At 61.7% G+C, this 23,643-nt stretch carries 21 protein-coding genes and 3 pseudogenes; 14 read left to right on the top strand and 10 right to left on the bottom strand.

Translation table 11 applies throughout. The annotated features are described in order from the left end of the window. Positions 1-310: 310 nt before the first annotated feature. Positions 311-586 (top strand): annotated as a pseudogene (locus tag AC1DJT_RS17545) (transposase); the annotation flags it as partial. A gap of 286 nt (positions 587-872) precedes the next feature. On the opposite strand, the gene AC1DJT_RS17540 reads toward AC1DJT_RS17545, so the two are convergent. Beyond that, complete coding sequence (locus tag AC1DJT_RS17540) at positions 873-1,784, bottom strand: IS110 family RNA-guided transposase (RefSeq protein WP_476834534.1); 912 nt, start codon at positions 1,782-1,784, stop codon at positions 873-875. 78 nt (positions 1,785-1,862) lie between these two features. On the opposite strand from AC1DJT_RS17540, the pseudogene AC1DJT_RS17535 reads away from it, so the two are divergent. Next, a pseudogene (locus tag AC1DJT_RS17535) lies at positions 1,863-2,965 on the top strand (transposase); the annotation flags it as partial. 290 nt (positions 2,966-3,255) lie between these two features. Further along, positions 3,256-3,507 carry a GlsB/YeaQ/YmgE family stress response membrane protein gene (locus AC1DJT_RS17530; protein WP_476770461.1) on the top strand — a complete coding sequence of 84 codons (252 nt, stop codon included), beginning with the start codon at positions 3,256-3,258 and terminating at the stop codon, positions 3,505-3,507. 302 nt (positions 3,508-3,809) lie between these two features. Here the strand turns inward: AC1DJT_RS17530 and AC1DJT_RS17525 are convergent, their stop codons facing one another. Continuing rightward, positions 3,810-4,736: a LysR family transcriptional regulator gene (locus AC1DJT_RS17525; RefSeq protein ID WP_476770462.1), complete on the bottom strand. Its 927-nt coding sequence runs from the start codon at positions 4,734-4,736 to the stop codon at positions 3,810-3,812. A gap of 131 nt (positions 4,737-4,867) precedes the next feature. On the opposite strand from AC1DJT_RS17525, the gene AC1DJT_RS17520 reads away from it, so the two are divergent. The 3 genes from AC1DJT_RS17520 to AC1DJT_RS17510 all read left to right on the top strand — a co-directional run bounded on the left by AC1DJT_RS17520 (position 4,868) and on the right by AC1DJT_RS17510 (position 7,708). Continuing rightward, positions 4,868-6,055 carry an MFS transporter gene (locus AC1DJT_RS17520; RefSeq protein WP_476770463.1) on the top strand — a complete coding sequence of 396 codons (1,188 nt, stop codon included), beginning with the start codon at positions 4,868-4,870 and terminating at the stop codon, positions 6,053-6,055. Between the two features lie 23 nt (positions 6,056-6,078). Next, positions 6,079-7,170: an alpha/beta hydrolase gene (locus tag AC1DJT_RS17515; protein WP_476770464.1), complete on the top strand. Its 1,092-nt coding sequence runs from the start codon at positions 6,079-6,081 to the stop codon at positions 7,168-7,170. A 124-nt stretch (positions 7,171-7,294) separates the two neighbouring features. After that, entirely contained in the window at positions 7,295-7,708 is a 414-nt protein-coding gene (locus tag AC1DJT_RS17510; protein WP_476770465.1) for a cyclophilin-like fold protein, read from the top strand. A 248-nt stretch (positions 7,709-7,956) separates the two neighbouring features. Here AC1DJT_RS17510 and AC1DJT_RS17505 read toward each other — a convergent pair whose 3' ends face one another. Continuing rightward, the gene (locus AC1DJT_RS17505) at positions 7,957-8,853 is read right to left on the bottom strand and encodes a LysR family transcriptional regulator (RefSeq protein ID WP_476834533.1); all 897 of its coding nucleotides are present in this window, start codon (positions 8,851-8,853) and stop codon (positions 7,957-7,959) included. 275 nt (positions 8,854-9,128) lie between these two features. Here AC1DJT_RS17505 and AC1DJT_RS17500 point away from each other — a divergent pair, with 275 nt between their 5' ends. Together AC1DJT_RS17500 and AC1DJT_RS17495 are read left to right on the top strand one after the other, a co-directional pair. Continuing rightward, complete coding sequence (locus AC1DJT_RS17500) at positions 9,129-9,863, top strand: SDR family NAD(P)-dependent oxidoreductase (protein ID WP_476770467.1); 735 nt, start codon at positions 9,129-9,131, stop codon at positions 9,861-9,863. A gap of 203 nt (positions 9,864-10,066) precedes the next feature. Then, complete coding sequence (locus AC1DJT_RS17495; RefSeq protein ID WP_476770468.1) at positions 10,067-10,666, top strand: NADPH-dependent F420 reductase; 600 nt, start codon at positions 10,067-10,069, stop codon at positions 10,664-10,666. A gap of 1,736 nt (positions 10,667-12,402) precedes the next feature. Here AC1DJT_RS17495 and AC1DJT_RS17490 read toward each other — a convergent pair. Beyond that, positions 12,403-12,804, bottom strand: a complete 402-nt coding sequence (locus AC1DJT_RS17490) for a GreA/GreB family elongation factor (protein ID WP_476770470.1) — start codon at positions 12,802-12,804, stop codon at positions 12,403-12,405. A 698-nt stretch (positions 12,805-13,502) separates the two neighbouring features. Here AC1DJT_RS17490 and AC1DJT_RS17485 point away from each other — a divergent pair. The 4 genes from AC1DJT_RS17485 (at position 13,503) to AC1DJT_RS17470 (ending at position 15,701) form a co-directional block, all read left to right on the top strand. Then, the gene (locus AC1DJT_RS17485; protein WP_476834532.1) at positions 13,503-14,078 is read left to right on the top strand and encodes a mechanosensitive ion channel family protein; all 576 of its coding nucleotides are present in this window, start codon (positions 13,503-13,505) and stop codon (positions 14,076-14,078) included. Between the two features lie 39 nt (positions 14,079-14,117). Beyond that, entirely contained in the window at positions 14,118-14,468 is a 351-nt protein-coding gene (locus AC1DJT_RS17480; RefSeq protein WP_476834531.1) for a hypothetical protein, read from the top strand. Between the two features lie 614 nt (positions 14,469-15,082). After that, on the top strand, positions 15,083-15,382 hold the full coding sequence (locus AC1DJT_RS17475) for a helix-turn-helix domain-containing protein (RefSeq protein WP_476769684.1): 300 nt from the start codon (positions 15,083-15,085) through the stop codon (positions 15,380-15,382). Between the two features lie 157 nt (positions 15,383-15,539). Beyond that, complete coding sequence (locus AC1DJT_RS17470; protein ID WP_476834530.1) at positions 15,540-15,701, top strand: hypothetical protein; 162 nt, start codon at positions 15,540-15,542, stop codon at positions 15,699-15,701. A gap of 340 nt (positions 15,702-16,041) precedes the next feature. Here the strand turns inward: AC1DJT_RS17470 and AC1DJT_RS17465 are convergent, their stop codons facing one another. The 3 genes from AC1DJT_RS17465 to AC1DJT_RS17455 all read right to left on the bottom strand — a co-directional run bounded on the left by AC1DJT_RS17465 (position 16,042) and on the right by AC1DJT_RS17455 (position 19,421). Further along, positions 16,042-16,278 carry a hypothetical protein gene (locus AC1DJT_RS17465; protein WP_476769685.1) on the bottom strand — a complete coding sequence of 79 codons (237 nt, stop codon included), beginning with the start codon at positions 16,276-16,278 and terminating at the stop codon, positions 16,042-16,044. 708 nt (positions 16,279-16,986) lie between these two features. Further along, positions 16,987-18,282 carry a saccharopine dehydrogenase family protein gene (locus AC1DJT_RS17460; protein ID WP_476769686.1) on the bottom strand — a complete coding sequence of 432 codons (1,296 nt, stop codon included), beginning with the start codon at positions 18,280-18,282 and terminating at the stop codon, positions 16,987-16,989. Positions 18,283-18,323: 41 nt separating this feature from the next. Continuing rightward, entirely contained in the window at positions 18,324-19,421 is a 1,098-nt protein-coding gene (locus tag AC1DJT_RS17455) for a carboxynorspermidine decarboxylase (protein WP_476834529.1), read from the bottom strand. 703 nt (positions 19,422-20,124) lie between these two features. On the opposite strand from AC1DJT_RS17455, the gene AC1DJT_RS17450 reads away from it, so the two are divergent. Together AC1DJT_RS17450 and AC1DJT_RS17445 are read left to right on the top strand one after the other, a co-directional pair. After that, positions 20,125-20,559 carry a GreA/GreB family elongation factor gene (locus tag AC1DJT_RS17450; protein WP_476769688.1) on the top strand — a complete coding sequence of 145 codons (435 nt, stop codon included), beginning with the start codon at positions 20,125-20,127 and terminating at the stop codon, positions 20,557-20,559. Positions 20,560-20,779: 220 nt separating this feature from the next. Then, a pseudogene (locus AC1DJT_RS17445) lies at positions 20,780-21,271 on the top strand (transposase); the annotation flags it as partial. 50 nt (positions 21,272-21,321) lie between these two features. On the opposite strand, the gene rnk reads toward AC1DJT_RS17445, so the two are convergent. The 3 genes from rnk to AC1DJT_RS17430 form a co-directional block, all read right to left on the bottom strand. After that, positions 21,322-21,750: a nucleoside diphosphate kinase regulator gene (gene rnk / locus AC1DJT_RS17440; RefSeq protein ID WP_476834528.1), complete on the bottom strand. Its 429-nt coding sequence runs from the start codon at positions 21,748-21,750 to the stop codon at positions 21,322-21,324. Between the two features lie 457 nt (positions 21,751-22,207). Continuing rightward, positions 22,208-22,516, bottom strand: coding sequence for a hypothetical protein (locus AC1DJT_RS17435; RefSeq protein WP_476769690.1), 309 nt, complete (start codon positions 22,514-22,516; stop codon positions 22,208-22,210). Positions 22,517-22,688: 172 nt separating this feature from the next. Then, positions 22,689-23,234: a GreA/GreB family elongation factor gene (locus AC1DJT_RS17430; protein WP_476834527.1), complete on the bottom strand. Its 546-nt coding sequence runs from the start codon at positions 23,232-23,234 to the stop codon at positions 22,689-22,691. Positions 23,235-23,643: the final 409 nt, after the last annotated feature.

Genomic DNA, 23,643 nt, shown 5'->3' with positions numbered 1-23,643 from the left:
GGCCTACAGAGCGCAAAATTCGAAGGACCACACACAACCAGTAGGAGACGCGCCCCAAGGCACGAATGTCCGGTTCTGGGCAGACAGCCAACTTCGGCTCTCCACCTTTCTCAGACCATGGCGACGTCCGCTTTGCGGCAAGCTCGCCAATGTCAGATTTCGAGCGAACCCCTGATCACCGCTCTCGACCCAAGTGAGACGTTCGCGGCAAACTGCCAGACGGTGAAAGATGGCCGATTTTGTTGAAGAAGTCGGTGTTGCTGCGAGCCTGAGGTTCTGATTCAGTCGTCCTTGGGCGGAGGGCGGCGCGATGATGGGCGAGCGGACGGTTGCGCAGGAGGCACTAATCTACGAGTTCAGCCTTGAGCGGCATGTCCCGGCCAACCACCTGCTGCGCTCGATCGACCGCTTCGTCGATCTGTCCGGCATCCGTGCGCATCTACGTCCCTACTACAGCGACACCGGCCGGCCCTCGATCGATCCCGAGCTGATGATCCGGATGCTGATCGTCGGCTACTGCTTCGGCATCCGCTCCGAGCGCAGGCTTTGCGACGAAGTCCATCTGAACCTCGCCTATCGCTGGTTTCTTTAGGCGGGCATGTGTCAACTCCGTTTTGCGTGCCGATGCGGATCGGGAGCGCCCGGACGAGTTCAGGCTACTTTGCGTGCTCGACGCTGGCTGCGTCGGCGGACAGGATGGGTTGAGAAGGATCGAACGGCCTAGCTCTGCCTCGCGATTAGACCGGCGAATGCCGTGCCATCGCAACCAGCGATGCGTGCTCGTCCGACCCTCGCACCCTCCCGGGCGCTCTTTTCCGCCGCGGCGACGGAACTATGCAAGTCGATCGCTAAATGGAGTTCCCGCGACGCGGCTAAGCGGCGACCGATCCGGGCGTCGCTGACCAACGGAACTCAGTGCCCTCGGTCCACATGCGGTGCGTGATGACCGCGAGCCGGCGTGCGAGAGCAACCTTCGCGACCTTCACGCTGCCGCGCTTCGCCAGCCGCATGGCCCACGACCTCAGAGAGGACCAGGGACCGTGGTGGAAGAGGACGTGGGATGCCTGGTACAATGCGGTGCGGACCATCTCGTCGCCGCAGCGGCTAATGCGACCATCGAAGTCGGTCTGTCCGGAGCTGTAGCGTCTCGGCGTCAGGCCGAAATGCGCGCCGACATCTCTCGATCGCGAGAAGCGTTCGGGGACGTCGACGCCCGTGCGATAGGTCAGCGCCACGACCACTCCGACGCCAGGTATGGTCATCAGCCGGCGGCAAACAGGATCGCGTCGCGCCAACTGCCGGCACATACGGTCCAGCACCTCGAAAGCCTCGATCATCGCTCGACGAACGCGCAGCATCGGCTCGGTGATCGCGAGCAGGATTGGATGATCCGCGACGAGCTCCAGGACTCGGACCTCGAAGGCGCTCCGCGTGACGATCCCGATCCTAAGCCCAAACACCTTCAGCGAACCACGCATAGCGTTCTCGATATCGTGCGTCTTATTCAAGAGCTGCTGACGGCTGACGAGTGCCATACGCACTTGCTGCGCTTCGTCGCTTTTGATGTGGACCTGCCTGAACCATCCAAGGCGAAGAAGATGGGCGATGCCGCGCGCATCGTTGCGGTCGGTCTTGTTCCGCATCGCACTGAGGCCAGCCTTCACATGGCGGCACCCGAGGCAGATCGCGGGATACCCGGCCTCTCGCAGCGCGCTGTAAAGCCAGGATGATGTTGGACCCGCTTMCAGGCCGACGCGCTTGAAGGGATGACCGAACCTCGTCAGCAGATCCGCGATGACCGCTGGTTCGGCTTCGATCTTCCGTTCGACCAGCCTGGCGCGACCGCCCGCCTACTCCATCTCTGCCGGCTTGGCCTGGAGGGGGATGTGCCCGACCATTCCACCTTCTCGAAGAACCGGCACGGTCGCTTCCGCGACAGCGATCTGCTGCGCGAGGTCTTCGAGACGACGGTTCGACGCTGCATGGCGGAAGGGCTGGTCGGTGGCGAGGGATTTGCGGTCGACGCCAGCCTGATCAAGGCCGATGCCAATCGCCASAACGGCGTGCCCGGCAAGGATGGGCTGGCGCCYGAGGCCGCCAACCATGCGGTGCGCGAGTATCTGGCCGTGTGTTGGACGAWGCGGCCTTCGGCGCGGCGACGCCGGTCGTGCCCAAGTTCCTCTCGCCAGCTGACCCTGCCGCACGCTGGACGGCTGCCCATGGCGGGCAAGCCTTCTTCGCCTATGCGACMAACTATCTGATCGACCTGAAGCACGCCGTCATCATGGATGTGGAGGCGACCACGGCTGTGCGGCAGGCCGAGGTCGGCGCCGCGCGGACCATGATCGAGCGCACCCAGGACAGGYTCGGCACCTGGCCCGAGAAGCTGGTCGCGGACGCAGCCTATGGCTCAGCCGACAATCTCGCCTGGCTGGTGCACGAGCGCGGGATCGAGCCRCATGTTCCCGTGTTCGACAAATCCCAGCGTCGGGACGGCACCTTCAGCCGATCCGACTTCGCCTATGATCATGATCGCGATCTCTACATCTGCCCGGGCGGCAAGGAGCTTCGGCAGTTTCGCCGCCCCTTCGCGGTGCCGCGCGACGGCATCGATCGTGAAGGCCTCATGCGCTACAGAGCCGTCAAGCGCGACTGCGATGCCTGTTCCCTGAAGCCGCGCTGCTGTCCGAAAGAACCTGCCCGCAAGCTTCTGCGCTCCATCCACGAGGGCGCCCGCGACATGGCGCGCGACATCGCTGCCACCGATGCCTACGTCACCTCGCGACGCGAACGGAAGAAGGTCGAGATGCTGTTCGCGCACCTGAAGCGCATCCTCAAACTCGACCGCTTGAGACTGCGAGGACCATGCGGTGCCCGCGATGAGTTCCTCCTCGCAGCCACTGCCCAKAACCTCAGGAAAATGGCGAAGCTGATGCCGGTRGGAGCGCCGCCACKGGCGGCATGAGGGCGAAGGCCTCTCTCACAAAGCCACCCAGCCTCRATCGATAGYCTACCCAGCGCCGACTTCTTCAACACAATCGGCCCAAAGCGGACTTCGATAAGGCTCAAGGGTGCTGCGCCAAGCACGGCCCCCGTGCACATCGCGCCCCAGCCAGCCGCCGCGCATTGCCGTCCGGCTCGGCTCGTTCTATCCTTTCAGAGATCCCATCCGAACGGGCCTTGCTGAGGGCCCTTTTTGCCGTAACGCCTCAAAGTACACGGTTACTATTGGCTGCATTGCTGGGGAGGTCGCGTATGGAAATCGGTTGGATCGCCGCCATCGTTGTCGGCGGAATTGCTGGCTGGCTCGCCGAGCAGTTTATGAAGAGCGACATGGGACTTGTGATGAACATCGTCCTGGGAATCGTAGGGGCCGCTGCTGCTAGTTGGCTGTTCGGCCTTATGGGTATCAAATTCGGTCCCGGTTGGGTCGGTTATTTGATCGCGGGCTTCATTGGGGCAGTTATCCTGATCTTCGCCGTGCGGATGGTTCGACAACGCGCTTGATTAATTCCGTGTTGCCCGGCCCTGGCTGGCGTCGAGAAGCAGACTAGGTTCGACCTCACCACCAATCTTTGAGGACCGTCAAGGCGTGTATGCGGCCTCACAATACCGCCAATGCTCCTCGCCCGCGCGGACGGGGTGATCGAAGAAAGCGGCGCAATGTCGGCTTTTGGCCCATCCCGCCCTGGGGAGCCGACCTGGCGAACTTCAGCTAGCCACCCAACCCAGTCGTAAGCCACGGGTGGAAGCCTTGAGGCGGCGTAGCGCCAACTCCGGACATTCGAGGCCTGCCGGAAAGCGGACTTTCAGCCCAGGCCAGAAGACCGTCCTGATCCTGCCTGGCTTCCGTAGCGCAAAGCGTCGACAACGACCTTGAAGGCGGGAAGGTTCTGGCGGCGGCTGGGATAGTAAAGGAAATAGCCGTCGAAAAAGGGCGACCAGTCGTCCAGCACCAGGACCAGTTCGCCCGACGCGATCTGCCGCTCCACTATGTCGTCGGGGACGTAGGCGATGCCATAGCCGTTCACCGCCGCATCGATCATGGCGTAGGAGTTGTTGAAGGTGAGCTGGCCGCTCACCCGGACACGCAATTCCTTTCCGGCTTTTTCGAACTCCCAAGCATAAAGCCCGCCGGCTGTTTCGTGGCGCATGTTGATGCAGACATGCCCGACTAGGTCCTGAGGATGGTCCGGTACTCCGTGCGCAGCGAGATATCCGGGCGAAGCGACCGCTACCAGCCGCCAGTCCGGGCCGATGCGGACCGCGATCATGTCCATCTCGACGCTCTCACCCAGACGGACCCCTGCGTCGAAACCCTCCTCGACGATGTTGCGGAAGGTGCTGTCGAGGATCAGTTCGACATTGATGTCGGGATAATCCCGCAGGACCGGCCTGAGCTTCGGCCAGACCACGCTTTCAAGCGCATGGTCGGATAGTGTCAGCCTGACCGAGCCCGACGGCTTGTCGCGCAACGCCGTCAGCGCCGCGATCTCGTCCTCGATCTCCGCGATCCGCGGCGTGATCGTCTGGAGCAGGCGCTCGCCCGCGGTCGTGGTCGCGACATTGCGCGTGGTCCGGGTCAGAAGGCGAACGCCCATGCGATCTTCGAGCTGCTTGATCGCGTAGCTGAGAGTCGATTGCGCGACGCCGATCTTCGCCGCCGCCCGGGTGAAGCTGTGCTCCTCGGCGACGATCTGAAACCACCGGAGCTGGTTGAGATCGGTCTTGTCCATGAGAACCCTCGGTGTCTGCCTGCCGAGATTAATCGATCACATCGATCAGTGCATTCCAATTTCGGCGGGTAATCGTTCCGAGCCTGAACCACTATTTTGCACCGCATCAACAGATGCAGGAGCGACCCAACATGGCGGCTACCGCCGTATCGGAGGAAGGAACCAAGCCGACCGCCGCCTGGGGCGCCGTCCTCTCGATGGCGCTTTGCGTGGCGATGCTGATCGCTTCCGAGTTCATGCCGGTCAGCCTGCTGACGCCGATGGCCGAGGGGTTGCGCGCGACCGAGGGCCAGACGGGTCAAGCGATCTCGATCAGCGGTCTCTTCGCGGTGGCGGCGAGCATGGTCATCACCACGGCCGCCGGGACGCTGAACCGGAAATGGGTCCTGGTCGCGATGACGGCCTTCATGCTGGTCTCGCTGGTCCTGGTCGCGGCCGCCCCGAACTTCGCGGTGCTGATGCTCGGTCGCGCCCTGCTCGGGATCTGCATCGGTGGCTTCTGGGCGCTCGCGACGGCCGTGATCATGCGCCTGGTTCCCGAGAGCGAGGTGCCTCGCGCGCTGGCCCTGATGTATGGCGGGCAAGCGATCGCGGCAGCCTTCGCCGCGCCCGTCGGCAGCTATCTCGGCGGTCTGTTCGGCTGGCGCGCGGTGTTCTGGGCGCTGACGCCGATCGTCGCCGTCAACCTCGTCTGGCATGTGATCGCCCTGCCGTCGCTGCCCGCGCGCCAGCCGCAGGATTTCCGGACCACGTTCGGCCTGCTGAAGCGCCCGTATTTCCTGCGCGGCCTGATCGCGTCGATGCTGTCCTGGGGCTCGGCCTTCACGATGTTCACCTACCTGCGCCCGTTCCTCGAACAGGTGACGGGAGCCGACGTGACGACGCTGTCGATCCTGCTGCTGGTGCTCGGCTGCGCTGGCTTCCTTGGAACCTGGGGCTCCGGCCGCTTCCTGCATGGCAGCGTCGCTCCTCTCCTGAAGCTGCCCGCGCTGCTGATGGGCGGCTGCACGATTGGTCTCCTGCTGCTCGGCGGCTCGGTCGCTGCAGTGGGCCTCTTCCTGGCTCTCTGGGGTGCGATGAACACCGCCATGTCGGTGATCTGGATGACCTGGATGTCGCAGAACGTCGACGATGCGCCGGAGGCCGCCGGAAGCCTGATGGTGGCCGCGATCCAAGCCTCGATCCTGCTCGGGGCCGTGGTCGGCGGGATGCTGCTCGATGGCCTGTCGATCTTCGCGACCTTCCTGGGGAGCGTCGCCCTGGCCGCCATCGGCATCGCGCTGATCGGCAACGGAAAACGTCTGCTGAAGCCCGAATAGCCACAGAGAACGGGGAGATAACGATGGACACCTCCAACACGATCACAGCGTCGTCCGCACGACTGGACCGTCGCGACTTGATGAAGCTGACCTGTGCGGGCGTCGCCGCCTTGGCAGCCGCATCACTCTTCAACCTCTCCAAAGCAAAGGCTCAAGGCATGACAGCGGACTGGGACAAGACTTTCCCGAAGAGCGAGAAGGTCGATCATCGGAAGGTCACCTTCAAGAACCGATACGGCATCACCCTGGCGGGCGATCTCTATTTGCCCAAGGGCCAAGGCGATCGGCGGCTGGCGGCGCTGGCCATTGGCGGGCCGTTCGGAGCGGTGAAGGAACAGTCGTCTGGCCTCTACGCGCAGACGATGGCGGAGCGCGGATTCGTCACGCTGGCCTTCGACGCGTCCTTCACGGGTGAAAGCGGTGGCGAGCCCCGTAACGTCGCCTCGCCGGATATCAACACCGAGGATTTCAGCGCGGCGATCGATTATCTCGGCCTGCACCCCTCCGTCGACCGCGAGCGGATCGGCGTCATCGGCATCTGTGGCTGGGGCGGCATGGCCTTGAACGCCGTCGCCGTGGACAAGCGGGTCAAGGCCGTCGTCGCCAGCACGATGTATGACATGACCCGCGTCATGTCGAAGGGCTACAACGACAGCGTGACGCTCGAACAGCGCACGCAGATGCTGGAGCAGATGAGCCGGCAGCGCTGGGAAGACGCCGCGAACGGAACCCCGGCTTACCAGCCTCCCTACAATGATCTGAAAGGCGGCGAGGCGCAGTTCCTGGTCGACTACCACGACTATTACCGGACGCCGCGCGGCTACCATCCGCGCGCGGTCAACTCGGGCAATTCCTGGACCCGGACGACGTCGCTCTCGTTCATGAACATGCCGCTCCTGACCTACATCAAGGAGATCTCGCCGCGCCCGGTTCTGCTGATCCACGGCGAGAAAGCCCATTCGCGCTACTTCAGCGAAACCGCCTATGCGGCGGCCGCGGAGCCGAAGGAACTGATGATCATTCCGGGAGCCAGCCACGTCGATCTCTACGACAAGGTCGACGTGATCCCGTTCGACAAGCTGGCCAGCTTCTTCGGCCGGCATCTCGTCGCCTAATCTCGACCGGACACGAAGCGATGGGGCCGCCGCCCTCGGTGGGCGGCCAAAGGCTCGCAGGCCGAGCTCCCGCCGCTGGACCGGCGGGAGCTCGGTGAACGACATCACTACGGAGGATCGGACAATGCTGCTCAAAGCCACTCGGATCGCCGGCGCCATACTCCTCGCAACGATCGGAACAGCAATGGCTCAGGAACGCATCAAGATCTCGTCGGAGTGGGGTTCCGTTACGGCGGAGCTCGCCGATAACGCCGCGACCAAAGCGCTGCTTGGCATGCTGCCCCTGACCATTCCGATGACGGACCACCTTCGTCAGGAAAAAACGGGAAGCTTGCCGTCGGGTCTGCCCGCCGCAGCGCGGCAGCGCGCCTTCAAGAGCGGGACGATCGGGCTTTGGGGCCCGGACCACTTCGTCGTCTACTATCGTGATGGCCAAGTCCCTCAGCCCGGTATCGTCATCCTCGGCGAAGTGAAGGGCGGGGCTTCGATCTTCGACCGACCCGGCTCTATCTCGATGCGGGTCGAGCGGGCGGATTAGATGGCTGGGAGGCGGCAGTGACCAGACTGATGGCTTGAGCCAAAGTTGCGGACAACCTTAGGCCACTCCGTAGCGCATCATCGAACGATATCGGCGGCCGAGCGCCATTTGCGGAAATTGCCACATTGCCCAAAAGCAGACGCTACGAGTGTGTTGGCCAGAGTTCCGCTCTCGCCCAAGTCGGACGCTGGGGATGTCCGCTTGCCGGCACTTGTCCACTGCAAGCGTCGCCGGCGACCTGCCGGGCGTCAGTCGCGCGATATGGACAGCCCCGCGAGAAGCGGAGCGTACGCGGCGAGCCTGCGGGATACGAACTCGGTGAAGAGCCGCACGCGCTTCGTCTTGCGTGTTTCCCCCTGCGTGAGAAGCCAGAGCGTCCCATGCATGGGCAGGTCGATGCCCGGCACCCTCACCAATAGAGCGTCGGCATCTCCGACGAAGCACGGCAGTTTCGTCATCCCGATCCCTTGCTGCGCCGCTACGATCTGCGTCTCGGCGTCCGGGGTTCTGAACGGAACTCCCGTGGTGTGAACCTCTCMCTCGCGCGCCCAGACCGGGAATCCATGACTGTCTATGACGATCCACCGCATCGGATCAGGCGCGCCCGCACGCCACGCGGCTAGTCGATCGCGAGACATGTAGACGCCGCTCAACAGCTCCGGTCCCATCAGGCCGTGAAGATTGAGCGGCAGTGTCTTGCGGTCGGAGACGATGCGGATCGCGACGTCGGCCTCTCGGTTGGTCAGATTTGCCAGCTCGCCGGACGACGAGATTTCCATCTCGATGTCTGGATGCATACGCGCGAAATCGGCCAGATCCGGCATGAGCAGGTGTGTGGCGAGGAACGGTGGAAGCGTCACCCGCAAAAGCCCGCGCGCGCTCTGGTCGCGACCGAAGACGCGCGTCTCCAGTTGGTGCGACGACGCTTCCATCTGGTTCGCGAGTTCGAGGACCTCCTCCCCCGCAGCCGTCAGGCGGTAGCCCGAAGGYAGCTTTTCGAACATGTGCGCCCCGAGGCGTTCCTCGAGCTGGGCGATGCGTCGCAGCACGGTCGAGTGATTCACCCCGAGGCGCTTGGCGGCAGCCCGCACTGAGCCTCCGCGCGCGACGGCAAGAAAGTAGCGAACGTCATCCCAGTCGATCATGGTGCAATCCCGCACCGCAGAGTGCGCCTTCCAAAGCCCGTATCTAACACATCGAACAGCAGTACGGGCGACCGTCATAGCTTAAATCGACGAGCGCGGCCCAGTTCCCAACGGCGGACACCGATCTGCGCGGCTGGCGTCAGTCGTCCAGCCGGATCGATTTCGCACCACCGATCTGCGCGTTTCCGCACTCAACGTCGGACTCAGTTGGACCCATGTTGAGGTTCTCGGGGGCCTCCCCGAACAACCAAACACGGAGCCTGAAGAGAGAAGTCATGGGAAAGCTTGARGGTAAGGTTGCAGTCATCACGGGTGGRTCGAGCGGCATGGCGCTGGCGAGCGCCAAGCGGTTCGTTGAAGAAGGGGCCTATGTTTTCATCACAGGCCGTCGGCAGGAAGCGCTCGATGAGGCCGTCAGGCTGATCGGCCGGAACGTGACCGGCGTGCGCGGCGACGCGGCCAATCTCGACGACCTCGACCGCCTGTTCGATACAGTCAAGCGGGAAAAGGGCAAGATCGACGTCCTGTATGCGAGCGCCGGCACGGGCGAAGCCGTCCCACTGGGCGAGATTACCGAGCAGCATTTCGATGCGACCTTCGGCCTGAATACGCGCGGCACGCTGTTCACCGTGCAAAAAGCGCTGCCGCTGTTCAACGATGGCGGATCGATCTTCATGACCGGATCAGTTGCTTCGGTGAAAGGTTTTCCTGGTTACACCGTGTATGCGGCGAGCAAGGCGGCGTTGCACGCATTCGCACGTGGGTGGCTCAACGAACTGAAGGGCAGGAATATCCGGGTGAACGTGCTGCACCCGGGGCCGATCGCCACACCGATGCAGGACCAAGTCCTCACCGAGGAGGCGAGGAAGATGTTCGAATCCCTGATCCCGCGGGGAAAGATGGGTCGTCCCGAGGAAATTGCGGCGGTGGCGCTGTTTCTTGCTTCAGACGATTCGAGCTTCGTGAATGGGGTGGAGTTGTCTGTCGACGGCGGCTTCTCGGCCATCTGAATTCGCGCCGGATCGCGGGAAGCGGCTGACGGGCGGCAACCAGCGTGTCCATGGTGGAACGATTTCCGCGCTGGACGGTCAGTCCGGCCGCACGGAAGTCGTTCACGGCAGGACGTCTACGCGAAGGTCGCCACACAGCGGAACGAATACCCAGCGCCGTTGAAGCCCGGGGATTCATTATCAACACGGATCGGAGAAGTATTATGAGCTATGCGATTGTAGGATTCGGTAAGATAGGCCAGGCCCTYGCCCACGCCTTCGCCCGTAAAAACATCGACGTGACCGTCGCGAGCCGCCGGCCGCCCGAGGCGTTGGCGCCGCAGGCTCGGGCGATTGGACCCACGGTCGTCGCCAAGTCGCTGCGGGAAGCACTCGAGGCCGACACAATCATCTTGGCGGTCCCGTTCGGGGAACATCGCGAGGTTGCGAAGGCCCTGCCGAGCTGGAAAGGCAAGACGGTCATCGACGCGATGAACACGTTGCCAGTCCCTGAGGAGCTGGACGGTCTCCCGTCCTCCGCCTTCGTCGCGAAGGCGTTCACCGGCGCCAAGTTCGTGAAGGGTTTCAATCACCTGATTGCGGCCACCCTGGCTGCCGATCCGATCGTCGAGGGCGGGCACCGGGTCGTCTTTCTGTCGAGCGACGACGAGGACGCGATCACTCTCGTGGCGGATTTCGCCAAACAACTAGGGTTCGCACCCGTCAAGCTGGGAAAGCTCAACGAGGGTGGCGCGCTGGTACACGCACGCGGCCGCACTTGGGGCGAGTTGATCTTCCAGGACCTGTTCAAGAAGGAGCAGTAGCGGATTTACTGTCCCCGGTCAGAGGGGCTGCTTGCCCGGGCGAGGGGTCTGCGACTTCCACAACGAGCTGGGGGCCGGGACATCAGAAACGCGCTTTGATGTCCATGGCGCTTCAGTGAGTTCATCCTCTCCCCGCCAAAACCGTCAGAGGCCTGATGCTCAGATGGAAGCAGTCATCACAAGACAAATTCTGATGTTCACGGGATTTCGATGCCACCTGCTGCCGCGTATAGTGCTATCTGCTCCGGTCACTCTTCGTGTTTTTATGAAACAGGAGCGCTAAATCACCAAAAATTACCAGATTTATGCGCTCACCTTGTACTACGTCCCGCTTTTGACTTTCCGTCCCACCCAGATGTTCTAGACATGTTCCGGCCTCGCGCATCTGCTTGTCCTGCGATACGTGATGTCCTCAGGTACAATTTTCGCACCGCTTCGATAGTGGCAGGATTAATCAGCTTGTTATCTTCCAAGTCCTGAGGACCTGACATGGCAAAGATTAAACTTGCGGTATTCGTTATGGCGACGGCCGGAATCGCCTTCACCGGGCTTGCCGCGACAACGGAAGTCGCAAATGCCGTCGTTTATTGCGCCTATATCGGTTATCCCGCCGGATGCGTCGCGCGGCCCGGCGTTCGTCTCGTCGCTCGGCCAGTCGGCGTCGGCGCCGTCACCGCGCCTCGGCCCGGAAATCGCAACGGCGGTGTCAACAGGGTTGGCGTTCGTCGCTAGCGCCAAACTCCTGTCCGGAAGCTGACCCGATCCCATTGCAGACTCAATACGAAAGCAAGTCCGGTCGGGAACGAAATGATATCGGGAGGAGGATGCCTCGCCATAAAGTGTCCGGGTAAGCACGACGTCACCGAATTCCCAGGAGGAAAATTCGAGCTTGAACTGCGCGGACGCTTCCGCCTTAGAGAACCGAGTGCACCACGCGTCGAACTGATCTTCAGGTAGCAGCGCGCGGAAGGGCTTTCGTAAAGAACATTTCGACCGCGGTTCGCCCCTGCTGAGGGAAAATCGAGTTGGGATCAGGTGAGCCGGGATGSGCGAGCACGACGCATAAGTGAGGTCGAGATCTGTGCCGCCGATGCCGGACTGGAATCTCGGCTACCGTTCCCTCGCCATGCAAGGCCAAGCTGAGGACATGGAAGTCTTGACGCTGTTCCTGCCTCAGCACTTTTGCCAGGAGGAACTCGTCGATTTTGGAGGGGCGTGTGATCTGGAGCTAAATCGGCAGGGTGCGTGCTCATACCATCCCCATCCAAAGGGCTGGCGCCGGCATATGCCGGAATTGGTCTGTCAAACTGGCAGGCAGGTGCAATGGCTACCCAGCCGTCTGCCCATCTTGCGCACAATGACAAGGCATTCAAACCAATTTAATGGATCGTTGAATGCAATAAAAATGTTATATGCGCCTCAGGAGCTGCCTCGTCATGGCTATGGAACGCGCGATCCGTTCTGGGGATCGTCCGGATGCTCGATGGCGCCTCGGCCGATCCTTATCCAGCCGCAGCAACACCGACTTCCTCGACACGATCGGGCGAAGCCCGCCCCTAGGGTGAGGCGTTCGTATGCCTGCCCTCATTCGGGCCGCGAGCAGGCGGTGGTGACCGGCTCGCGGAGGGCCGCGAGTCGACGCAAGCAGCGACGACCTCATCGACTTTCTCTCGACGCCGTCGCGAGCGCCCCGCTGCCTGTTCAGGTCGGGCTTGCCGGCCCGGCTCTGCCGCCGGTCACACAGCTCGCGGTTGGCGGGCCGTGGCCGCAAGGAGCCGGATGGTGCGCACGCGGCCCGCGGGATCCGTCCAGCTCATGCTTTGCCCGGCCGTGAGGCCAAGAAGATGTGTTCCGACGACGGTCAGGACCGAGATGATGCCGCGTGAGGTGATGCTTCGCCCGGGGATGAGGGTGACGTCTCTGACGGCGCCGCTGCGCTCCTTGAGATATCGGCCTGGCGCGTAGAGAGTCAGGCAGTTTGCGGGGAGCTCGGCGGGGCTGACGATCCGGGCTCGGTACAACTCGTCCATCAGCCGGGAAGCGGCGACGACGCGACCTTCATGCAGGACAGTCTGAACGAGGCCGGACAAAATCCCGAGGTCGTCATGCGTGATGTAGATGTCGGGGAGCGACGCCATCCTTGGGCTCAATGCCGGATCGGATCGTCTCGAGCGTGATGAAACGGCCGTGCCTGCCGCTGGCCAGGAGTCCAGTAGCCATCCGGATTCGGGGGAAAGCAGTTGGAGYGCGCCTGTGGTCCCGGCCCTACCGTGCGGTGGAGCAATAGCTGTCGCGCGTCAAACCCGGGMTCCCAGTATGCGAGGCAATGGATCGCGGAGAAATTCTTCGCTGAAAACTGATAATATCCCATGGTGGTAGAGGTCGTATATTTCAATTATGGAAAAATAAAGTGAATAATATACGAGTAAAAATATGGTAATCTTAAATTCGACAGATTGGTATACTAAACAAACAATATTCATAAATTTGATTTTCAATCTTTGCAGGACTTATTTTCGATCTCATTGCTTGAACTAAAAGATATATAAAAATCTAGATTTCGAACAAGCCCACGCTCCAAATTTTCCTTCCCAAGCCAGCTTTCTGTGTGAGCGCGCGATGATCTTGCGCGCGTGGWGATATGACGAATGACGAATGGATTCCAAATACTGCGCTGCGGCCATTTTGAGTGGCGGGCGCCCCAAGCAGCGCTATGCTGCGTATATTGCCTCTGGCCACTCCAGGCCGCCACACATGGCAAGCCACCGAGTGGGGCGGATTGGTTGTTCAGCATCCCGGGCGCGCAAGCATCGAAGCGCCATTGGACGGGCGAGTCATGAGTCAGACGCACGCCTATCAGCGCACGATCTGGCCGCTGCTCAGCGCTATGGCGAGTATCGCCTTGTATGTGCTGCATCAGCCGGCGCTCGATGCGTTCCAACTGGGCATCGAGGCCAGGACAATCCGGATCCTGTCCGGCAGCGCGAGCTATTTTTCGGCTGCCTGGCTTGGTGGACGCCTGGCTGGTCTGGCGCTTGAGCGCAGCGGACCCAGGAAGCGCCAGGTCCCGAAGCTTCTGGTCGAGCTCGTGACCGCGGGGCTCTTCATCGCAGCTGGTGTCGCTGCACTGATGCTGGTGATCGGGCAATCGCTGAGTGGAGCGCTTGCCGGCTCCGGGCTCGTGATCGCACTCCTGGGCTTCGCTCTCCGCAATGCGCTGGCGGATGTCTTCTCCGGCATCGCGGTCGGCATCGAGGCGCCTTACCGGATCGGCGACTGGGTCGCGATCGACGACGCCACGAGAGGAAGGGTGATCGAGATCGGGTGGCGCACGACTCGGCTGCTGACGCGGGACGACACCTATATGATCCTCCCTAATAGCAAGATCGCGCGCCAGACGCTGATCAACTAAAGTGCCCCGAGGCGAAAATATCGCGCCAAGGTGCAGGTGGTGCTCGATCACGAAATCTCGGTCGCGGATGCCAAGGCCCTTCTGGCCGAGGCCGCGGCCAAACCGTCGATCATCGTCTCGTCGCCGCGCCCGGACGTCAGGGTTTTATCCTACGATGCGGAGKGCATCCGCTATCATGTCCGCTTCTGGGTGCCGACCTTCGCCGATGACGTCGATTGCCGCGATGCGGTCTTGTCCGAGATCGATGCAGCTTTGCGGGCTCGCGCCCTACCGCTTCCGCTCACCAGGCTCCGGCTGCTCGCCGGCGGGGCAGAAGGCGACGGGGCGCAGGCAGCGAAGGACTCCGATGGTCAATCCGGTGCGATGACGGGCGACGCCACGGCCGGATAATGCTCGTGCTGAGATCGCGAGTCCGGCCTATAGGCGGACAGATACGGGCGTTCTGTTCAGGCCAGATGGCGCGGCGCTGCACATATGCATCGATAAAGCGCTGATCGCGGCGCCGCTCCCACGCAGGCTCGGCTCGATCTTGCCGCTATCCTTGGCGGCGGATGAGCCGGGGCTGTCGTCAGTCGATTCGAGGCCGGCCGGTGCAACCCGATCGGGTCTGCGGTGCCTGAGGCTCGAACCATGGAAAATTTCGCCAGCGCCGTCGGCCAGTGAGCCTGTCATGACTGTGGAGCCTTCCACGAGGGCCCATCGCACAATATCGTCAAACGGCTTCGCTACACTTCGATACAAGCGGCGGCACTCCGCATTCGGCTTTTCGATATATCTGCAATGTATTTCGCTATTACTTCAAAATCGGATGGGATAAATTATTGTCAATTCTGCGTAATCTTATTACATTGCGATACTGCATACCACAGCACGACATTGCTCTTCACTTTTTGGGTTTCGTGTGCGCTGCTAGACTCTGAGCCGTTGCGGCCGGCTTTTGTGGAGTTCGGCGGCGCTTTGGCTTCATAGTCAGTAGCGATCGTTTCGGCAAAGGGAGATTCACGATGATCACTGGTGGGCAGTGCCGCGCAGCCCGCGCGCTGATTGAATGGACCCGCGAAAAGCTCGCCACCAATTCGAACGTGGATTCCGTAGTCATCGAGGAATTCGAACGCAGGATCAGCGTCCCCGACGACGACGTCCGCAGAACGCTCCAAACAGCGCTCGAGAATGCCGGCGCCGCCTTTATCGACGAGAACGGCGGAGGTGTCGGTGTGCGGCTGAAACTCAACCGCTCCGAGGTCAAGCGGATCGGCATCTTGGAAAATGAAGGTGGCATCGTCGGAACGGATGCCGTTCCATGAACTCCGGGGGCATCCGAGCTGATGAATTACAATGACAGACCGCCGCCGGGCAATCCTGTGCCGGCGCTGTGGCTGATTATCGCCGCGGCGCGAGAGTGGCTGTAATAGCGGCTGTTGGGACGATCTCCCCGGGGATGAGCAGACGGCGCTCAAACGTGTGAAGCGTGAGCCTTATCCTGCGCTCGTACCAGGACTGGCCGAACGAGTGATCTCCCTCGATCTGGCGGTGCTCCTCCACGACGACAAGGTGGGCGATGCTCTTGTCGAGATCGATGTCTTACACGGCGGCATCACCGATGCGGCTCAAGAGCCGGCTTGAGAAGGGCATCCCTCATCCTGAGGAACTGCGCAACAGTGTCTCGAAGGATGCTCCAGTGATCTCCGGCGCCTCCGGAAGCATCCTTCGAGACGCCATCCCTGCCGGAATGGCTCCTCAGGATGAGGGCTGTATGAAATATCAAACAGGCTCTGAGCACCCGAGACCTGTACGGGCTCCTGTCCACGGATAGCCTCGCCGGCCGCGCGCCGGTCGGCAACTGAGAGATACATGGCCTGACCGCAAGCGCAGCCTTGAGACGGCGCGGGCCGGCCATGAACCCATGACCGACCCGCGCCTCGTGCTCATCATGCGAGTTTCAAGTGAAACCCTCGTTTCCCGCCTACTTCTTGCCAACCGACTGTTTTGCGAGGTCGGCAATAGATGTCGCGGCTTGCTTCAGAGGTTTCGGCTTTTTTGGCTTCTTTGCCTCTCGGTTTCCGTTGCGCTTCTGCTTGGTCATTTTGACAGATCCTTCGGACCAGGAGCCATCCAGTTCATCCGGCGCACAGCTGTGCCTTGGGGCGCGGCGAAGCCGCGGTGCCCTGAATGGCGTGTTGACGGAGAAATCATTCGACATGCCGCGCATCCCCCGTGGCGGGACCGAATGCGGGCTCGACGGTTTTCCCTGGCCCGATCGCGCGATGGCCCAAGGCCAGCGCATCGAACCAGGGCTAGGGGCGTGCGTGCTGAGAGGGGGTACAGAAAACCCCGGCGGAGAGTTTGCTCCTCGACATAGGGAGACCATCGGACGTTGCCGACAGAAAGTCAAATTCAGGGAAAATTTTTATCTACCCCTCTTAAATATGCCGCGATCACAATCTATCTGAATTTTATTCCTGCATATTCTGCAGATTGAGAGGTGTTGTTCCAGAATACGCATGGCTTTACCCGGAACAGGAATACGACKACCTGAATAAGGTCAGCGTATCGTCCCGTTTCGGGTCTCCCGCACAAACAGAAATCGTTGTGGCATCGCGCGAACAGAGTTCGCTGCTTGGGGAGTTGTAGCCGTGTCCGTCCGGTGCGGAAGCGTCACCTGCGACCGCTGCCATCAGAGAATTCCGTTGGCTGCCATCCATTGCCCGTCGTGTTTCACGCCGGTTCCAAGGCTGAACCGTTGCATCGAGGACGCGCCCGGTGGCGCCCTCGGAACTGCCTCAGGCCGTGCCGCGATCGGCAGAAGCTGAGCCGCGATCTCGGCGGTGGCACGACCGGCCGGAACGGGAAAGCGCGAGATCGACCGCTTCCCCGTTCCGTTGATCGCCGCCGCTGAACGCCTGCGCGTTCAATCGGCAGGAGCAGCCTCGACCCGGGCCATTTCCCTTGTACCGCGCTTCGGTACGTCAAAATTCAGCAGCCTGTCGCCGAATACATCCTTGATCCGGGTGGACAGCCCCATCCGATCGAGAAGGCCAAGGAACGGGCGTGGCGGCAGCTCTTCGACATTCGCCATCGTCCCGATGTCCCAATCGCCACGGGCGATCAGGATCGCGGCGGCAGCCGCCGGCACGCCAGCGGTGTAGGAGATCGCCTGGCTGCCGACCTCTTCATAGGCTTCGGCGTGATCGGCGACATTGTAGATGAAGACTTCCCGCGCCTTGCCGTCCTTGATGCCCTTTACCACGTCTCCGATGCAGGTCTTACCGACATAGTCCGGGGCCAGCGAGGAGGGATCCGCCAGGACGGCCTTCAGCAGCTTTAGTGGAACGACCTCTTGGCCCTCGGCCGTTCGGACCGGCTGCTCCGACAGCAAACCGAGGTTCTTCAACACATTGAATACGGTAATGTAGCGCTCGCCGAAGCCCATCCAGAACCGGATGTTAGGCACGTCGAGGTTCCGCGACAGCGAATGCACCTCATCATGTCCGGTCAGGTAGGTCGTCCTCTTGCCGACCACGGGCAGGTCCCACTCCTTACGCGTCTCGAACATGCGGTTCGAGGTCCATTGCCGCTTCTGCCAGGACCAGACCTGCCCCGTAAACTCGCGGAAGTTGATTTCGGGATCGAAGTTGGTCGCAAAATAACGGCCGTGGTCGCCAGCGTTCACGTCGACTATATCGATCGATTCGATCTTGTCGAAATACTCGTCGCGCGCCAACGCCGCATAGGCGTTGACCACGCCGGGATCGAAGCCCGCGCCGAGAATGGCGGTCACGCGTGCGCCTCGACAATCCTCACGGCGCTTCCATTCGTAGTTGCCGTACCATGGCGGCATCTCGCAGACCTTCAGCGGATCCTCATGGATCGCCGTGTCGATATAGGCCGTACCCGTGGCGAGGCAGGCGGTCAGCACCGACATGTTGACGAAGGCCGAGCCGACATTGATGACGATCTGACAGTCGGTCTTGCGGATCAGCTCGGCGGTCCGCGCCACATTCATCGCGTCCAGCGCGTGGGGGACCAGCCGACCTCCGGTCTTCAGGCTTCCTTTCTCGTGCACGGAGCGAATGATCGCTTCGCATTTCCCGATGGTTCGCGAAGCGATGTGAATGTCGCCGAGCACATCGTTGTGCTGAGCGCATTTGTGGGCGACCACATGTGCCACGCCACCTGCACCGATTATCAGAACGTTCTTTTTCATTTGGGCTGGTGCCCCTTTCTTTTCCTTGGTTGGGACGAGCCTCAGGACAGGCTCGTCAGGTAGTCCTCGAACGAGAATTCGCGGATGAGCTTCAGGCTGCCGTCGCGCTCGCGCACGGCGATCGACGGCATCTGCACGCCGTTGAACCAGTTCTTCTTCACCATGGTGTAGCCGGCCGCATCCTGGATCGAGATGCGGTCTCCGGGCTTGAGCTCGCGCTCGAAGCGGAACTCGCCGAAAATATCGCCCGCAAGGCACGATTTCCCGCAGATCATGTAGCTGTGCGGACCTCTGTCCGGGGTGATCTTGGCGCTTTGCCTGTAGATCAGCAGGTCGAGCATATGCGCCTCGATCGAGCTGTCGACGATGGCGAGGTTCTTGCCATTGCTGAGTGTGTCGAGGACCGTCACCTCGAGTGTTGCGCTCTTCGTCACGGCGGCCTCGCCCGGCTCCAGATAGACCTGCACGCCGTAGCGCTGCGAAAAGACGAGCAACCGCTCGCAGAAGGCTTCGAGCGGATAGTCGTCTCCAGAGAAATGGATGCCCCCGCCAAGGCTGACCCAGGCCAACTGCTCTATCAGGGGGCCGAACCTGCCCTCGATCTGCGTCAGCATTCGATCGAACAGGGAGAAATCGGCATTCTCGCAATTGTTATGGATCATGAAGCCGTCAATTTGCCCGATGATCGCAGCAACCTTGTCTCCATCCCACTCACCCAGTCGGCTATGCGGGCGGGTGGGATCGGCGAGATCGAAACCGGATGAACTGATCTGCGGATTGAGCMGCAGTCCACGCTCCAGCCCCGCGGTCCTATCGGCGAAGCGCTCTAGCTGGCCGATCGAGTTGAAGATGATCTTGTCGGCATGGGCCACGATGTCATCGATCTCGTGATCGCTGAAGGCGACGCTATAGGCATGCGTCTCCCCGCCAAATTTTTTGCGGCCGAGCTTCACCTCGTAGAGCGAGGAAGACGTCGTGCCGTCCATGTAATCGCGCATGAGATCGAAGAGCGACCACGTGGCGAAGCATTTGAGCGCGAGCAGAACCTTCGCGCCGGAAGCTTCGCGCACTCGCTGGATCGTCTCCAGGTTGCGCAGCAGGGCGTTCTTGTCGATCACATAATACGGTGTCTGGATCATCGATGCATGGTTCCTTCCTATCCGCCGCATGCCTCTGCGGGGACCGTTCAGGGGCAGGTGGTTGCCATCCGGGACCCGCAAATGCTCACGCATTCAGCTGGGCGGCGGATGCGAGCTGGGGCCGCGTGGGAGACGAGGCGGAACGCGCACGCGAAACCGCAGCCGCGGGGAAAAGCCTGACCCAATGAGCCGAGACGATTATGATCCGGCGGGCGAACCTATCGTTCCCGCGCATGAGATCAGCGCTCTCGCGCTGTTCCCGCGACTTTTTCGCTCAACTCGGAACGGATGGGTAAAAACGATTGCCGACAAGCGGGAGAGAGGCGTCCGGAGCCCGGAGAGCATCGCCCCAAGGCGCACTTCCAGGGCGCACGCAGCAAAGACACCTTCCCTTTGGGTGGCGTTCAGCAGAGCTGCGACCATCCCAAATTGGAAGAGGGTGCGATGAAACATGTCATCCTCTCCAATCAGAAAAAGAAGCCTACGTCAGGCAATATTGCTTTCATACGATGGATGGTGTGAAATATCAATAGCCTATATTTTTTGAATTCGTGCTTATAGAATACGGATGAAAAAAGAGATTAAAAAGGCTATTCCCTGATCTAGCGCCAAAAGCGGTAGCACTGCTTCATAGCACAAATATTGACTGATTCAGAGATGGAGGTATAGGCTACCGATCTCTCGACCGCTCGGGATTTTTGCGATGACTGAAGCGCCTTCGATCACTGTAACGACGCTCGATCGCGATCGGCTGCGCCAGATGATCCATCTCGCCACGCTCGCGGGCCCTGCTGCGGCGACGCCGGCGATCGTGCTGCTCTCGAAGGCACTGACGGAAGCGCGCGCGGTTGCGCCTTCCGATATCTCGCGGCACGTCGCCACGATCAATTCCCATGTGACCTATCGCACCCAGGGCCGAGGCAGTCGGGCGCATGTCGCCGCGGTCACCTTGGTTCCCCCCGCAGACGCCGACATGCAGCTCGGCCGCGCCTCAGTCCTCGCCCCTACGGGCAGTGCGCTGCTCGGACTCACCGAAGGAGAGAGTATCGAGTGGCCAGACGAAGCCGGGCAAATGGCCAGATACACTCTCCTCCAAGTAGTTTTTCAGCCCGAAGCGGTTGGCCGGTTCGACCTGTAGGCCGGGCCGGAGAATGAGGGCTTTCAGATCCTCTTTGTCGACACTGCATCCCACATGCTCGAGGATCGCCGGACCTATCGGACCAAGCCGGAGATCGGCTCGAGGAGACCGACCGGGTTCTCGCCGCCTGCGAGCGTTTGGCTGCGCGCTGGCCGATGCCGGCTATGGCCTGCCCGCGCATTCCGGCAGGGCTGAGCGAGCGGGGGATCGGCTCGTCTTGACCTCGATCAACACCAAGATGGTCAGGCTGCGCGGCCGCAGCCCGTGCGGAGAGAGACTGCGCGCGTCTGCTCCTTTCGGGTATTGGCGAACCCAGAGCTTCATCGCAGGCCTGCGCTGTCATCGCCTGACCGCACCATGGATCATCGACAAGGCCATGGATCGGATCGCATTCGATCTCTATGTCGAGACCCAGCTCGCCCCCACACTGGCGAAGGGCGACATCGTCATCCTCGACAATCTCGCCGTCCACAAAAGCGCGCGGGCGGCCCTGTGCCTCGCCGACAGGGGCGCCTGGCTCCTCTTCCTGCCGCCATACAGCCCAGATCTCAACCCGATCGAGATGGCCTTCGCCAAGCTCAAGGCCCATCAGCGAAAGGCCGCAGCAAGAACATTCGACGCGCTCGGGCGCGCCGTCGGCGACATCTGCGATCTCCGTTACCCCTGCAGAATCCGAAGCCTCTTCAGCCACGCCGGATATGCGTCCAATTAATCGTCCGACGCTCTAGTTCCAGCAATCAGCTCTCCAAGGCGGCGCGGCGCTCAGGCCAGCGGCGTCTCATGCTCCACCGGATCGCGGACGGCTTGAACCGTCAGGCGCTTCACGTCGCCKCCGCGCGTGATCCAGTTGATCGACTGGCTGATGGAAAGTCCGATCAGCGCCGTGCCGATCGGCGTCAGGATGGAGATCTTGCCCTGCGCGATATCGGCATCAGGCGGGAAKACGAGGGTCACGGTCGTTTTCTTGCCCGTCACCTCGTCATGGTACACGACCTCGCTGCCCATGCGCACCGTGTCGGCAAGCTGCTTGCCCTTTGCGAGAACGCGGGCGCGCGCCACTTCGTCCGAAAGCTCGGCTGCGACATCGGGGAAGGTGTTGGTCGCGGCGTTGGCGAGCTGAGTGAGCTTCTCATGATCGACGGCGGTCAGCGTGATACGGGGCTTGGCCCCGCCGGAAGTCTGGCTGGTCATTTCGATTATCCTGTTCTGGACGACTGCGAGCCATGCAGGCTTCGCGTGTTGATGGAATGCCCGCGCGTTCGAACGGCGCGGTTCCGGGCTATGGCGCCGGTGGCTTGCTGCGAACCCGAGGCGCGCGAAGCGACGAAACCGGGGTTAGTTGCCCGCGATCAGCTTGCCTGCCCGATGCAGGCCGCGACGGAAGTAAGAGAAGCGCGCCATTATACGTGAATACTTAGTCGCGGCGCGCGAATTGTCAAATCACATGGTTGCCGGCATTGTCACGTTGTCGATAATCCACGCGTCAACACGCCGCAACCCCTGCCTGCGCAGGCCCCCGCAAGGCGGCTTGGGGGCGACGCCGATATCGCGCCGTCAACCGCCCGGCCCTGGCAGGCTTCTGACCGGAGGGACGCGGACCGGTGCAGCGCAAGGCGCGATTGGGGAAGGGGGCAGGCGCAACACGTGCCTAGGGGGCGAAGCGCCGCAACGAAAAGCAGTTACTTGGGCGATAAGCCGCCTCAGTGCCCGCTATCCCTCCATCCAAGTCTAGGCCCATGAAAAGACGCCCGGGGTGGGCTCGGCTTGGGGCGAGGAGGAGAGCCGTGCCGTGGTGCGCGCCGAGCACGAATGGCGTCATTCCCGCAATGCCCAGGATCATGAACCATTCTGGCGTACCGGAGAGCACCGGCCACAGCCGCGCCATGAGGAAGACCCCTACGACCAGGAGGCCGATACCGCTGACGAGGACCGCAAAGATCCAGGCGAAGCCATCCATCCTCCTCCGCCGCTCACGGATGGGTAGAGGGACACGGTCACGGCCAGGCAGGCCAGCAAGGCGAGACCGGTGATCCAGGTCACCGGTTCGGGGGAGGCCACCGGAGAGAGGACCACGGCCAGACTGCCTACGAAAGGCAGAATGAGGATCAGCAGTAGCGGGGAGAGTTCCATCATTCTCCTTTGCCTGGGAGGCGTCGTGCGTTCTTAGGCCATCGGGGGCGATCCGCCAACGACGAGCGCATCGCAGGCGGGTTCGAGGGAAACAGCCCTCGGACGATCCCCGACGTCGTCGCAGGGTCGACCGCCACGACTTCGACCCATGGCGGCGCGCGAACGTCCGCCCCGATCACCGGGGTTCGATCGCCCATCGAGAGACCGAGCAACGTGATGCCGAGAGGCGTGATCACGGATAGCTCCGCGGGCGCCCACATTCCGTCTGCGGGATCGATCAACAGCCGACGTTCGGGCTGCCTCGAGTCCCCGATACGATAGGTGACGAACCCATCCAGCAAGACCGTTTGCTCCGKGATAGCTTCCGCCTCACGCCACTCGGCGCGGCTCAGCTTGCGGACAAGGGTCGACGCGAGCGGATGCATTTGCTCGGCGAGCAACTCCGCCAGCGCTTGCAGCCGCACATAGTCGCCTTCAGGAAGCAGGGTGACGGATCGTTTCAATGTGCAAATCATGGTTGCCACCAGCATTTTGCAGGCAGTCATGAYGGAATTGTCCGAATTGCTTGCCGCTCTATGAGACCCGCGCAACCCGGTACGCTGGAGCTCTAGCCTCCGCCCGGACCGGGCCGCGACGCAGCCGGGTCGGGTTCAGTTCCCCGTAATGTGGCACACCCGCTCGAAGAGAAGAGTGAAGGACTCGATCCATGAGATGTACGTGGAGTGTCATAGCCGGGAGGTCAAGGAAACCGATTGCGGCACGGTTGAGATCATCCACAGCCAGCCCTAACAACCGGAAGTACGGAAGAAACCGGCAGATCAACCAAGAGATAATCGTTTTCAACTGAGTCGTTAAACCCGTTACACCTCGATTAATTCTTCTGAACGGGCGATCCAGTTCAGTTGGCCGTCCTGCAACTGTGGCACGACGTCTCACAATGTCTGKGCCTGCTGG

It is taken from the genome of Allobosea sp. 05T422_2, from assembly GCF_056396265.1.
The sequence above is the reverse complement of the archived record's forward strand: the minus strand, read 5'-3'. Positions and strand labels throughout refer to the sequence as shown.